A 12,983-nucleotide genomic window follows, 5' to 3' on the forward strand; every position below is an offset into this window, starting at 1 on the left:
TTCGCGTGTGAATGGGGCGGAAATGGGAAAGCGGCGGGGCGTTTTATGCGCAGAGCGGGGATCAGCCACGCGCCTGCCGCGGAAGTTGTGACAACGAAGGCAGAGACGGGAGATGAACGGCTCTGTTGTACAAAAGAGCTGATGGGCGGGGTTGCCCTTTCCCCGGACAGACCCCTCCCACGGCCTTTGTCACCGGGATGCCAAGTGCGGAGTCGCCGTTCAGAATGGCGATACAGACCTGATGCTCGGCGACCTGTCGGTCGAAGTCCCTTGCGATGAGACGCTGTCCCGGAAGTTTCACGCAGCGCATCTTCGTCTCGACGCGGCTTCGGCGGTGGTCTCCGCTCCATCGTCGCCAGAGGGCACGACCGAGGGATTTCGATGCCCGCAATGCTTCGTTTCGTGCGACCGCGCCGGCGGTGACTGTCCTCCACGGTCTGGCGTTCTTGCGGGGCGGAGCGAGGACGCGAACGCCATCGGTTCGAGAGAGTGTCCGGGCGCGCGGGCGCCGCGGTCAGCGATGGCATCGTGGCCTTTGCGGGTGTCGTCGGCACCGTCGGCGGTGACGCTGCCGATCTGCTCGTGCGCCGGGATCCGTTTGAGCAGGTCGGCAACGCCGGCGCATCCATTCCCCGGCTGGCGCATGCTCAGCATGCTGCCGAGAGGGGCCGATGTGGCTCGCTGTGATCTCCATGGCCCGAACCTCCGGCGTTTCCTCATCAATCCCCAGATGGATCTTGCGCCAGACGCGCCGTATCGGGCCGCCAAGCTTGCGGGCGTGCTACTCGCCTTCGCCCTTGATGCCGGTGCTGTAGATCAGCAAGTGCAGTGGCTCTTTGGAGCCGCGGTAGGGGATGTTCACAACCAGGGTCTTCTGGCGGCGGGACAGGGTGCTGACGTCAGGCACCGTCCAGTCAAGGCCAACCAACTGCAGCAAGCTCTCGACGACGCCGGTCGTCTGCCTGAGCGCCATGCCACATAGCACCGTCATCGAAAGGCACGCCTGAAGGGCGCCATCGCTGTAGGTCTGCTGGCGGCCACGCCTGCCTGTCGGCGCGGCATCCAAGCTCATTTCGGGGTCGAACCAGATCGTCAGCGAGCCCCGGCGCTTGAGCGCTTTATTGTCGGCAGGCCAGTTTCTGGTCCTGTAGATCGTGGGTGTCGGTCTGCTCAGGCATCTCAGCTACCGCACTGGATCAACGAGATGAAACTCTCATAGAGTTTGTCCAACAGAGCCCAGATGCTATGCCTCATCGCCTTCAGTCGGCTTCACGCCCAAAACGCGCATGACCGCTAGCGGCCCTCTCCAGACGCTCGCCAAGTTGGCTCCGCGGCAGCGCGGCTTCCCCAAACGGCCATCTGTGGCTTCGTGCAGCAAGGTCTGGCACGCCGAGGTCAGCAGTGCGGACTTTCCGGACTCTCGCTGCGGTGTCGCACGCAGTTGCTAATCCAAGCCTTGTGGCCTCTCCATCGAGACCATCTCAGTCGCAGTGCCGCCCTGCACGAGCAGGACGGCACGGTTGCGAGCGGCGTTTGGACGTAGGAAATTCCCTGGCCGCGTTCTCGCGCATTAGAGGTCGCTCGAGACCCGCCAGAAGTCGATGTTGCCATCTTTGGCATGCAATTCGATTTCGGCCAATTCCTCTGCCTCAAACTCCATCTTTTCAAGCGCGCTGAGAGAATTGTCGAGCTGCTCAACCGTCCGTGCGCCGATAAGGGCCGACGTAACTCGGGGATCCCGCAGAGCCCAAGCGATGGCCATCTGTGCCAGGGTCTGACCACGGCGTCCGGCGATCGTGTTGAGCGACCGAATGCGCCCAACAAGTTCATCTGTGATCAGCCCCTTGTCAAACCCGCCACGTCCGGCGCGGGCGCTCTCTGGGACGCCGTGCAGGTACTTGTTGCTGAGAAGGCCCTGAGCCAACGGTGAAAAGGCGATGCATGCCGTGCCCAAGTCCTCGAGCGTGTCGAGAAGCCCGTGCTCAATGCGCCGGTTGAACATCGAATAGTTCGGCTGGTGTATGAAGAGCGGCACGCGCTCTTCGCGCAGAAGCGCGGCGGCCTTGCGCGTCAGTTCGGGCGAGTAGCTCGAAATGCCGATGTACAGGGCCTTGCCCTGCCGGTGCAGGTGCGCAAGGGCGCCCATGGTTTCCTCGAGGGGCGTCGTCGGGTCGACGCGGTGTGAGTAGAAGATGTCAACGTAATCGAGTCCCATCCGGTGCAGAGATTGATCAAGGCTTGCAACCAGGTACTTCCGGCTGCCGCCTATGCCACCATAGGGTCCGTCCCACATCTGCCAGCCAGCCTTGGTCGAGATGATCATTTCGTCCCGGTGGCGGGAGAAATCTCTTGCGAGCACCTCACCGAAGAAACTTTCGGCGGACCCCGGCGGCGGGCCGTAATTGTTGGCAAGATCGAAGTGCGTGATGCCGCGGTCGAACGCGCGGCGCAAAATCGCAGTGGCCATGTCGAGATCGTCGTTGCCGCCGAAGTTCTGCCAAAGGCCAAGCGAAATCGCCGGAAGGTCAATGCCGCTATTGCCTGCGCGACGATAGCTCATCGTGCTCTGGTATCGGTCCGATGCTGGCTGGTAGGTCATCTTGTCATCCTTGTCGTTGCGACGGAACTTTTGCTGATGGCAAGATAGCCTCGGGAGTATCTTAAAGCGATGGTGAGGGATGCCAATGCTTCATTGAGAATTTCTCAACAAAATCCTGGCCAGAGTCAGAATTTTGTACGTGCGGTTTCAACCGCTGAGAGCGGAAAGGCCCTGATCTCTGCGGATGAGGTTGATGAGTTCGCGCAACCCCGGCGGCGTCTGGCGACGGCTTGGATAGTAAATGGTGAAGGGCGGCCCTTCCGAGGCCCATCCATCTAGCACGACGCGCAGGCGACCATCCTGCAGTTCGCGGCACACTGCGGTCTCAAGGACATAGGCAAAGCCCAATCCCTCGATCGCCATGGCGACGATCTGCGCCGTTCCATTCGCACGCACCGGTCCGCGAACGGCCAAACGTGTCATGGTGGGATCGTTGCCGAGTTCCCAGGCGTAGGAGTTCCCATCTCCAAGCTCGATCTCGATACATGGGAGCTTGAGCAAGTCTTCCGGCGTTGATGGCAACCCGACGGTAGCAATCAACGCGTCGGAGCCTGCGACGATCCATCGTGTCGGCTCGCTGAGGGCGACGCCGACCATGTCGAGGGGCACGCGGTCGCCATAGCGTATGCCAGCATCAAACCCTTCGGCAACTACATCTACCATCAGGTCATCGGCATGAATTTCAAGCTTAACGTCTGGAAAAGCCCTAGAATATTGGGCAAGAACCGGAGTGACGAGCAGCCGTGCGGCATCCTGCAGAAGGTTTATTCGCAGACGGCCTGCCGGATTGTCTCGCTGCCGCGCCAGCGACGTGAGGGCTTCGTCGATCGTGATAAATCCTGCTGTCAACTGCTCGGCCAGACGCTCTCCAGCGACCGTCGCCGAAAGTGAGCGACTCGTGCGGTTAAGCAGCCGCACGCCGACCTGATCCTCCAGCTTGCGCATGCGATGGCTCAATGCCGAGACGCTGACCCCTAGCTCCACGGCGGCGCGTTTCATGCTGCCATGCGTGAGAATGGTCACGAAGATATCGAGGTCTGCGAGGAGGGCCCGGTTTCGATTGCGCATGCATCATCCTTTCATGGCGCAAGCTGTCGCGCTTCAAGCCATAAGCTCGGCCATCCGTGATCAGCTGCGGCGGCGCAGGTCTGCACAGCAGCGAATGTGGCCGGGGATTGGCAAAGAACGCCAATCTTTATCGGCGTCTACCTTCCGTTGCGCCAGAGCGAGACCGTTCCAACAGTTCTTCCATAGAGTCATGAGGCTCTGGAACCGAAATTTCGACCGAAAGCGAACCTTAGGTAAAGAAGGCACGAACAACTCACGACGTTGAGATCCTTATGGCTTATGCGGACTGGACAAGCGAAACCCGAAGCCCTGGGGCGTTGTCTTCCAGCGCGAGCTCCATGCCGTGCCGCTCGGCGATGGCGGCGACGAGGCTCAGGCCCAATCCTGATCCGACGACGCTGCGGCTGGTATCGAGGCGCACGAAGCGCTCTAGCACCCGCTGGCGTTCGGGCGCCGGGATGCCGGGGCCGTTGTCGCTGACGGTGATCCGCGCCTGCCCTTCGGTTCCGCCGATGGCCACGGTGATCTCGGCAGGGGCGGGGCAATGGCGCAAAGCGTTGTCGACAAGGTTCACCACCGCCTGCATCAGCAGGTCGGCATCGCCGATCAGGGACATACTCGACGGAGGCGCAATGAGGGTGAGGCGGTGCCCAGCATCCTCGGCCACAGGGGACAAAAGCTCGACAACATCCTGAGCGAGGCGCGTCAGATCAACCACATCCCGACGCAACTCGACGCTGCCTGATTGCAGCCGCGACAGGCGGAGGATCGCGTCGAAGATCCCCGAGATCGCGTCGATCTCCTCGAGCGCTGAACCGGCCTCGTGCCGGGCCTGTTCCGGCAGATCGGCGTCCAGCGCCAAGGGCTCCAGCCGGATCCGCAGCCGAGAGAGCGGCGCGCGCAGGTCATGGGCGACGTCGGTCGAGACCTGCGTGATCGCCGCCACACCCGCTTCCAGCCGGCCGAGCATCCGATCGATCCGCAGCCCCAGCCGCGCCAGATCATCCCGGCCGTGATCGGCGATCCGCTCGTCCAGACGGCCGGCGCCGACACGGTCCAGCACCGCCTCCATCGCGGCGATCCGCCGCTCATTGCGCCGGGCCACGACGAAGGCCAGCGCGACGGACAGTGCCAACGCGAAGGCGAGGGCCCATGCCGTCGTCTGGATCAGGATCTCGCCGCTCTCGGCGACCCAGGCTTCGTCGCGCGCGGCGATCACCCAGCCGAGGTCGGTGCGGACCCCGTAAGCCTGATAGGCGTCGGCCATGTCGGCATGCTCGGGCATCGAGGGCAGATCCTCGCCCATAATCAACCGCCGTGCGCCCTCGAACGGCGCACTGACCATCAAAGAACCGAGCCGCTCACCCGTCTGGGCATCGAAAAAGGCGTAAAGGCTCGCATGGTCGGTGTTCGAGACGACATGGGCGTCGATCTGTTCTATCAGGTCGGTGCGGTCGCCCGCTGCGGCGATCCGGCCGAGGCTTTCGGCACTGGCGCGGGTATCGGCGGCGAGGCGTTGGGCCATCTCATGCGACAGGAAGACATAGGACAACCCGCCCGCCGACAGCGCGCCGATGGCGAAGACCGCCGACAGCGCCAGGGCGAAGCGCATGGACCAGGAGATCGGCGCGCTCATGGCTGCAGCACGTAGCCGACGCCGTGCAGGGTCTGCAGGTGCTGGCGCTCGAAGGGCTTGTCGATCTTGGTCCGCAAGCGGCTGATATGGGTCTCGACGACGCTGGTCTTGGGGTCGAAATGCAAGCCCCAGACCGCTTCCAGCAGGACCGTTCGGGTCTGCACCCGGCCGGGGCGCTCCATGAAATGCTTGAGCAGCAGGAATTCGCGCGGCTGCAGGTCAATGCGCTGCCCCTCGCGCGTGACGTCGCGGGTGAGAAGGTCCAGCCGCAGATCGCCGACCACCAGTTCCAGCACCTCATCCTTCAGCGCCGGGCGCCGGCGCAGGGTATCGATCCGGGCGAGGAGTTCGACGAAGGCGAAGGGCTTGACCATGTAGTCATCGGCTCCAGCGCGCAGCCCGGCCACCCGGTCATCGACGCTGCCCATCGCCGTCAGCAGGATCACCGGCGTGCCGATCTTCGCCGCGCGCAGAGCCTTGAGGATCGACAACCCGTCCAGCCCCGGCAGCATCCGGTCGAGGATCACCAGATCATAGCTGCCGCTCATCGCCTGCGTCAGCGCCTCGCGCCCGTTGTCGAGCGCATCGACGACATGGCCCTCGCCGGTCAATCCCTTGACGATGTACTCGGCGGTGTCGTGGTCGTCTTCGGCCAGCAGGATCTTCATGTCTCAGCGTCGCTCTTTCGGCATTGAGCCCCGGCCCGCGAGGGGGCCGAGGCTGTTCGAGGATCGTTCAGGTGTCGGATCAGTCGTCGTCTTCCTCGCCATCCTCGTGATCGTCCTGCCCATGGGCCTGATCTTCGTGATCATTCATAGCCGAAGAGGCGGCCGAGGCGAAGACATCGCCGGTCTGCGCATCCACCAGCACCGTCCAGGGCTGGCCATCGGCGCCGATCACGACCACTTCATAGCCCATCCGGCCGTCCTCGTCGCCATAGGTCACCGAGGCCAGCGCGCCGGGGTGGTCCTGCAGCGCGGTGGCGCCGGCCTGATCAAGGCTGACGGCGGCGCTTTGGAACTGCGTGACCTCGGCCGGGCTGAGGCGTTCGGCGGCCATCGCGGCCAGCGGAAGCGAGGCGATCAGCGCGGCGGGGATCAGGATCATCTTGGTCTTGGTCATCGGTCTTTCCTTTCTGGTGACAGGCCCGTTGCCCGCCAAACAGAAATGGGGAACGGCTTCCCGGATCGTCTTGGGAGGGTCTTACAAATCCGTAAGAAGCGGATTTCCGGGCGGAAACGGTTTTGTCCTCCGCCCGGACTGCGGTATCGAGCCCCCCGAAAGCCCGTTCGCCCTGCTTATGCCCTCTGTCAGGAGTGCCCCGTGCCAAGACCGATCCTCTTCGCCCTCAAACGCTACGGCCCGATCGTTCTGGCGGGCGTGCTGTTCGCGATGGGGATCTATGCGCTGGTGCATCTGCTGCGCCCGGTCAATCCCGCCGACATCATGGCGCAGATCAAGGCCATGCCGCTGTCCACGCTGGCGCTGGCACTGGGCGCGACCGCCATCGGCTATGCGGCGCTGGTCTGCTACGACTGGTACGGGCTGCGCTTCATCCGGCGGCGCCTTCCGGGCGGGGTGATCGCGCTCGGAGGCTTCCTCGCCTTTGCCTTTGGCAACACCATCGGCGTCAGCGCCATTTCGGGCGGTGCGGTGCGCTACCGGCTCTATTCCGCGATGGGCCTCACCGGGATCGAGGTCGCGGCGGTGTCGGCCTATGTCGCCGTCGCGCTCGGCACCGGGCTCACCTTGGTAGGGCTGGCCGCTCTGGCGATCCATCCGCATGCCATCGCCGCCTACCTCCCCTATGCGCCCGAGACGGTACGGATGGTGGCCGGCGGGCTGTTGCTGCTGTCGCTGGGCGCGATCCTCACGGCCTCGATCCGGCAGAGCAATCTGCGGCTGTTCCGCGTGACCCTGCACATGCCCCCGCCGCGCGATCTGGCCGGGCAGGTCGTCGTCACGCTGATCGACATCGCCATGGCCTCTTTCGCGCTGTGGATCCTGCTGCCGGCTGGCAAGCCCGATTTCGCGACCTTCCTCGCGGTCTATTCCGCCGCGATCATGATTGGCGTCCTCAGCCATGTGCCGGGCGGCGTCGGCGTGTTCGAGACCGTGGTGCTGGGCGTCATGCCCGCCTCGGTCGCGGTCAGCGATGCGGCGGCGGCGCTGTTGCTGTTCCGGCTGATCTATTACCTCGTGCCCTTCATCCTGGGCTTCGTCCTCGTCGCCTTGACCGAGGCCCGCGCGATCAGCCGCATCGCCCGCCGCCTGCTCCCTCGCGCGCCCGAGCCGATGCAACCCGCGCTGTCTGCGCTGCACGGGCTGGCCCCCGCGCTGGTGGCCGCCGTCGCCTGCGGCTTCGGCCTCTATCTGGGGCTCGTCTCGCTGATCCCCGCCCTGCGCTCGGACGCGCTGGCCGAGGGCGACCTCGCGGGGATGATCCTGTCCGAGGGCGGTGCGCTGACCTCGGGCCTGACGGGCCTTGCGCTGATCGCCCTGTCCTTCGGGCTGGTACGCCGGTTGCGCGCGGCCTTCCTCGCCAGCGTCGGCCTGTTGCTCTGGGGCTCGGGCCTTGCGCTGGTCGATGGCTTCGATGTCGAGAACGCCCTGTTCCTCGGCCTCGGCGCGCTGCTTCTGCTGCCCTTCCGCAGCGCCTTCGATCAACCCGCCAGCCGTGGAAAGGCCACCGATGTTCCCCTCGATTGACCAGATCCTGCCCTCGCTTCAGGCGCTTGGCGTCCTCGGCTATTGGCTGATCGGGCTCGCCTCGGCGCTCGAGGCCTTTTTCCTTACCGGCGTCGTCATTCCCGGCACGCTGGTCGTCGATGCGGGCGGGCTTCTGGTCCAGCAGGGGTTGATGGATTTCTTTGACCTTTGCTGGTTCGTCGCCATCGGCTCGATCCTCGGCTCCGAGCTGAGCTATTGGACCGGGCGGTTGGCCCTGTACCGCATCCCCGGCCGCCAGAAGATCGAAGGTTCCGCCGTCTTCCGCCGCGCGCAGGCGCTGTTCGAAAGGCGCGGCGGCCTGGCGCTGGTGATGGGGCGGTTCCTCGGGCCGGTCGCGGGTCTGGTGCCGCTCGCTGCCGCGATGTCGGGGATGGAGCGTCGGCGGTTCCTGATCTGGAACGTGATCGGCAGCGTGCCCTATGCGCTGGGGCATGTCGCCTTCGGCTATGTCATGGGCGATGCGGCCAGTTGGCTGGGCCGCTCGCTGGGCCATAGCGCGCTGGTGGCCGGCATCGCGGCGGCGGTTCTGGCGGTGCTGTGGCTCCTGCTCTACGCGGCGCTGAAACTCTTGCCGCTGGCGCTGGTGATCCTCGGCGTCGCCGGTCGAGCCCTTGCGGCGATGCCCCCGGTCGCTCGGCTGATCGCGGCCCATCCTCGCACCACCCGCTGGGTCGAGGTCCGGCTCAATCGCCACCAGTTCACCGGCCTGCCGCTGACCCTGCTGTCGCTGATCTTCGTCTATATCGGCGTCGTCTGGCTGGACACGGTGATCGATTTCGTCGCCGGCGATCCCGTTCTGCAGATCGACGCCCGCCTCGCGCAATGGATCCATACGCTGCAATCGCCCGTGCCCCTACGCGTCGCGACCCTGCTTTCGGCCATCGGCGGCAAGCATGTCGTCGTGCCGCTGACCGCCGCGCTGCTGGTCTGGCTGCTGCTGCGCCGCCAGAAGGCGCTGGCCATCGGACTTGCGGTCTCGGTCGCCAGCAGCGCCGCCGCTATTGCCGCGCTGAAGCTGGTGTTCCAGCGTCCGCGCTCGCCCTTGGGCTATTTCGCTGAAACATCGAACAGTTTCCCGTCGGGTCATGCCGGCAGCTCCATCGGGGCCTTCGGCATGATGTTCTACGTGCTGTGGCGCGCGGGTAAGATCCGGGCCGAGACCGCGCTTCTGGGGGCCGGGCTGATGGCGTTGTCCATCGGTGGCAGCCGCATCTACCTGATCGAGCATTACGCCAGCGACGTGTTCAGCGGCTGGCTGGTCGGGGCCTTGGCGCTGGTCAGCGCGATTGCCGTCACCGAATGGCTGATCGACCGCCAGCCAGCGCCGCAGGGGCCCGTCCTCGGGTGGCGCATTTGGGCGGGGCAGGGGCTTGTCACCGCGCTGCTGCTGCTCGCCGCCTTCGAGGTCAGCCAATACGCCCCGCCCCGCAACGCCCCCGTGGAGACGCTCGCCGATCAGCAGATCACCAGCGTCGAGACGGCTCTGTCCACGCCGGGCACCGACCTTCGGACCCTCTCGCTTCTGGGCACCGAGGTCCGGCCCATGAGCATCGCCCTTCTCGCCCCGGATGCCGCCGGCATCGAATCCGCCCTCACCGCGCAGGGTTGGGTCGTGACCGGGCTGCAGGGACCGCGCGCCTTGATCGGTGCGTTGAACGCCGCCGTCGAGGCCGATGCCGATCCCACGGTCGAGATCGCCCCGCATTTCTGGCGTGGGATGACGCCGACGCTGACCCTCGCCGCGCCCTCTGACCCCTCGGCCCACGCAAGGTTCTGGCGCACCGAGTTCGTCACCACCGAGGGTCTGCGGCTGTTCATGGCCAGCGTGGGCCCTGACGCCACGCCCGAGCCCGGAGTCCCGCAAGCGGTGGACGGGTCTCAGGCGGAACTGCTGCAAGCGCTCGATGCGAACGGGACCGCGAACGCCCCGATCACGCTGGGCGATATCACCCTGACGCCGGTGACCATCGCCACCCGCTGAGCCGGAAAGCGGGGTTCTTACACGCTTGTAAGAACCCTGCCAGACCGATCCGGAATCTTCCTGTCATAGCCCTGCACATGAGGCCGCAACGGCCCCGATGACAGTAGGAACAGGAAGACCCCGATGACATCGCCCCTCAGAAACCTCGCGCTGTCGCTGGCGCTGATTGCCGTCCCGGCCGGGGGCTTTGCCCTCGCCGAAGCCTGGATCGCGCCGGCGCCCGCTGCCGCCACTGCCAATGCCGCCCCGCTCGGCGACATGAGTGCCTATCAGACCATCGTCACCGACACCCAGACCATCGCCGCTACGGGCGATCTGACCGCCGCCGAAACCCGGATCACCGATCTCGAGGCTCTCTGGGACCAGAACGCCAGCGCCCTGCGCGCCATGGATGCCAATGCCTGGGGCACGATCGACGGCGCGGCGGACGATGCCTTCGCGGCGCTGCGGGCCCGGACGCCGGATGCCACCCGCGTCACCGCGACCCTCACGGCGTTGCAGGAGGCCTTGGCGAATCCCGCGCAAGACATGGCGCAAGGCGGCGTCGTGCAGATGGTCTCGGGCATCGCGGTGACCGACGCCAATGGCCGCGCGCTGCCCTGTGAGACGCTGATCGGCCAGCTCAGGACCGAGCTTGCCGGCCTCACCGCCCCCGCCAATGTGACCGACCTTCAGGCCCGCGCGCTGGAACGCTGCAACGCCGACGATGACGCCCATTCCGATGCCTTCGCCGCGCAGGCCCTGGCTCTGCTGAGAGGATAAGACCATGACCGACGCATCCCTTGCCGATTTCCCTGAACGCCCCTTGCTGGACGGCGCCGTGAACCGCGTGCCCGAGGTGACGCCCGGCTTCTGGCTGATCAAGCTCACCGCCGTGACCATGGGCGAGACCGCCGCCGACTTCCTTGCCGTGAACCTCGGGCTGGGACTGGGGGCGACGACGGTGCTGATGTCCGCGATCCTGGTTGCGACGATGCTCTGGCAATTCCGCCAGCAGGCCTATGTGCCGATGGTCTACTGGCTGAACGTGGTGCTGATCTCGGTCGTGGGCACGTTGATCACCGATAACATGACCGACGCCCTCGGCATCCCGCTTTTGTATTCGACGCTGGGCTTCTCGGCGCTGCTGGCCGGCACCTTCGCCCTGTGGTTCGCCGTCGAGCGCACGCTGTCGATCCACGAGGTCTACACCTTCCGCCGCGAGGCCTTCTACTGGCTGGCGATCCTGTTCACCTTCGCGCTGGGCACGGCCGCCGGTGACCTGATCTCGGAGGCCTTCAGCGTCGGCTTTGCCGGCACGGGCGTGCTGTTCGGGCTGATCATCGCGTCGCTGGCGCTGGGATATTTCGCGCTGGGGCTCGACGGGATCTGGGCCTTCTGGCTGTGCTACATCTTCACCCGCCCGCTGGGCGCCTCCTTCGGGGATTTCCTCGCGCAACCGGCCGAGTTTGGCGGTCTGGGTCTGGGCACCGTGGTGACGAGCCTCGTTTTCCTCGCCATCATCGCCGGGACCGTCGGTGCCATGACGTTTAGTCCCCGGCGCGTGGCGACATAAGTCCTGACGAGGACTGAAGCGTCGCAAAGAAATGGCCGGCCCGTTCGAGGGGCCGGCCTAAGGCATCATGGACGCCGCCGGCTTCACGCTGAGCAGTGTAAGGCAGACTAGGCTTTTCTGTTTGCTGGACTGTACCAAAAGACGTGGTTACGAAATACGTTTGCATCGTTTTCGTCGAGGCCGCGATAGATGTCCGGTTTCCGCCGATGGTGTTGAAAAACTCCACTTGAGTGATGGCTTGGCTGCTGGTTCACTTCTCCTGAGGGGCTCTGTTGCACAAGTTCTATAAGGGATTCATCTCAGTGCTCTAGTGCGGTAGCTGGGATGCCTGAGCAGACCGACTCCCACGATCTACAGGACCAGAAACTGGCCAGCCGACAATGAAGCGCTCAAGCGCCGGGGCTCGCTGACGATCTGGTTCGACCCCGAGATGAGCTGGCCCGACTTGAGCTGGGATGCCGCGCCGACAGGCAGGCTTGGCCGCCAGCAGACCTACAGCGATGTCGTCCTTCAGGCGTGCCTTTCGATGACGGTGCTATGTGGTCTGGCGCTCAGGCAGACGACCGGCGTAGTCGAGAGCCTGCTGCGGCCGGTTGGCCTTGACTGGACGGTGGCTGACGTCAGCACCATCCCGCCGCCCGAAGACCCTGGCTGTGAACATCCCCTACCGCGGCTCCAAGGAGCCACAGCACTTGCCGATCTACAGCACTGGCATCAAGGTCGAGGGCGAAGGCGAGTGGCACGCCCGCAAGCATGGCGCCCCGAAACGGAGCGTCTGGCGCAAGATCCATCTGGGGATTGATGAGGAAACGCCGGAGGTTCGGGCCATGGAGATCACAGCGAGCCACATCGGCCCCTCTCGGCAGCATGCTGAGCATGCGCCTGCCGGGCAATGGATGTGCCGGTGCGACCCGACCTGCTCAAACAGATCCCGGCGCACGAGCCGATCGGCAGCGTCACCGCCGGCGGTGGCTAGGGCACCCGCAAAGGCCACGATGCCATCGCTGACTGCGGCGCCCACGCGTTCGGACACGCTCTCCAACCGATGGCGTTCGCGTCCTCGCTCCGCCCCGCAAGAACGCCAGACCGTGGAAGACAGTCACCGCCGGCGCGGTCGCACGAAACGAAGCACGCCGGCATCGAAAAACCTCGGTCGTGCCCTCTGGCGATGATGGAGCGGATACCACCGCCGAAGCCGCGTCGAGACGAAGATGCACTGCGCGAAATTTCTGGGGCAGCGCCTCATCGCAAGGGACGTCGACCGACAGGTCGCCGAGCTTCAGGTCTGTATCGCCATTCTGAACGGCGACACCGCGCTCAGCATCCCTGTCACAGAGGCCATGGGGTAGGTCTGTCCGAGGAGAGGGGAACCCCGGCCATCACCTCATCTGTGCAACAGAGCCCAGGGCCACCG

Annotated in this window: 9 protein-coding genes and 2 pseudogenes; 5 read left to right on the plus strand and 6 right to left on the minus strand. The window is 65.2% G+C overall.

Annotated elements, in window-relative coordinates; genetic code table 11:
- Positions 1 to 61: 61 nt before the first annotated feature.
- From BCY78_RS20635 to BCY78_RS20660, 6 genes and pseudogenes are all read right to left on the minus strand, one after another.
- Positions 62 to 1,174 (minus strand): annotated as a pseudogene (locus BCY78_RS20635) (IS5 family transposase).
- Positions 1,175 to 1,570: 396 nt separating this feature from the next.
- Entirely contained in the window at positions 1,571 to 2,599 is a 1,029-nt protein-coding gene (gene mgrA / locus BCY78_RS20640) for an L-glyceraldehyde 3-phosphate reductase (RefSeq protein ID WP_068305611.1), read from the minus strand.
- A gap of 147 nt (positions 2,600 to 2,746) precedes the next feature.
- Positions 2,747 to 3,667, minus strand: a complete 921-nt coding sequence (locus tag BCY78_RS20645; protein ID WP_068305612.1) for a LysR family transcriptional regulator — start codon at positions 3,665 to 3,667, stop codon at positions 2,747 to 2,749.
- 277 nt (positions 3,668 to 3,944) lie between these two features.
- Entirely contained in the window at positions 3,945 to 5,303 is a 1,359-nt protein-coding gene (locus tag BCY78_RS20650; protein ID WP_068305613.1) for a HAMP domain-containing sensor histidine kinase, read from the minus strand.
- The gene (locus tag BCY78_RS20655) at positions 5,300 to 5,971 is read right to left on the minus strand and encodes a response regulator transcription factor (RefSeq protein ID WP_068305614.1); all 672 of its coding nucleotides are present in this window, start codon (positions 5,969 to 5,971) and stop codon (positions 5,300 to 5,302) included. The genes BCY78_RS20650 and BCY78_RS20655 overlap by 4 nt, the downstream gene beginning before the upstream one ends.
- A gap of 79 nt (positions 5,972 to 6,050) precedes the next feature.
- Positions 6,051 to 6,425 (minus strand): PepSY domain-containing protein, encoded by a 375-nt coding sequence (locus BCY78_RS20660; protein WP_068305615.1) that lies wholly within the window; start codon positions 6,423 to 6,425, stop codon positions 6,051 to 6,053.
- A gap of 201 nt (positions 6,426 to 6,626) precedes the next feature.
- Between BCY78_RS20660 and BCY78_RS20665 the strand changes: the two genes are divergently transcribed.
- The 5 genes and pseudogenes from BCY78_RS20665 (at position 6,627) to BCY78_RS24830 (ending at position 12,918) form a co-directional block, all read left to right on the plus strand.
- On the plus strand, positions 6,627 to 8,012 hold the full coding sequence (locus BCY78_RS20665; protein WP_068305617.1) for a lysylphosphatidylglycerol synthase domain-containing protein: 1,386 nt from the start codon (positions 6,627 to 6,629) through the stop codon (positions 8,010 to 8,012).
- On the plus strand, positions 7,996 to 10,014 hold the full coding sequence (locus BCY78_RS20670) for a bifunctional DedA family/phosphatase PAP2 family protein (protein WP_068305618.1): 2,019 nt from the start codon (positions 7,996 to 7,998) through the stop codon (positions 10,012 to 10,014). The genes BCY78_RS20665 and BCY78_RS20670 overlap by 17 nt, the downstream gene beginning before the upstream one ends.
- A gap of 123 nt (positions 10,015 to 10,137) precedes the next feature.
- Positions 10,138 to 10,776, plus strand: coding sequence for a hypothetical protein (locus BCY78_RS20675; RefSeq protein ID WP_068305619.1), 639 nt, complete (start codon positions 10,138 to 10,140; stop codon positions 10,774 to 10,776).
- 4 nt (positions 10,777 to 10,780) lie between these two features.
- Complete coding sequence (locus BCY78_RS20680; RefSeq protein WP_068305621.1) at positions 10,781 to 11,569, plus strand: hypothetical protein; 789 nt, start codon at positions 10,781 to 10,783, stop codon at positions 11,567 to 11,569.
- Positions 11,570 to 11,897: 328 nt separating this feature from the next.
- A pseudogene (locus BCY78_RS24830) lies at positions 11,898 to 12,918 on the plus strand (IS5 family transposase).
- Positions 12,919 to 12,983 lie beyond the last annotated feature (65 nt).

This window comes from Pararhodobacter sp. CCB-MM2, from assembly GCF_001691415.1.
Lineage (GTDB): Bacteria > Pseudomonadota > Alphaproteobacteria > Rhodobacterales > Rhodobacteraceae > Pararhodobacter.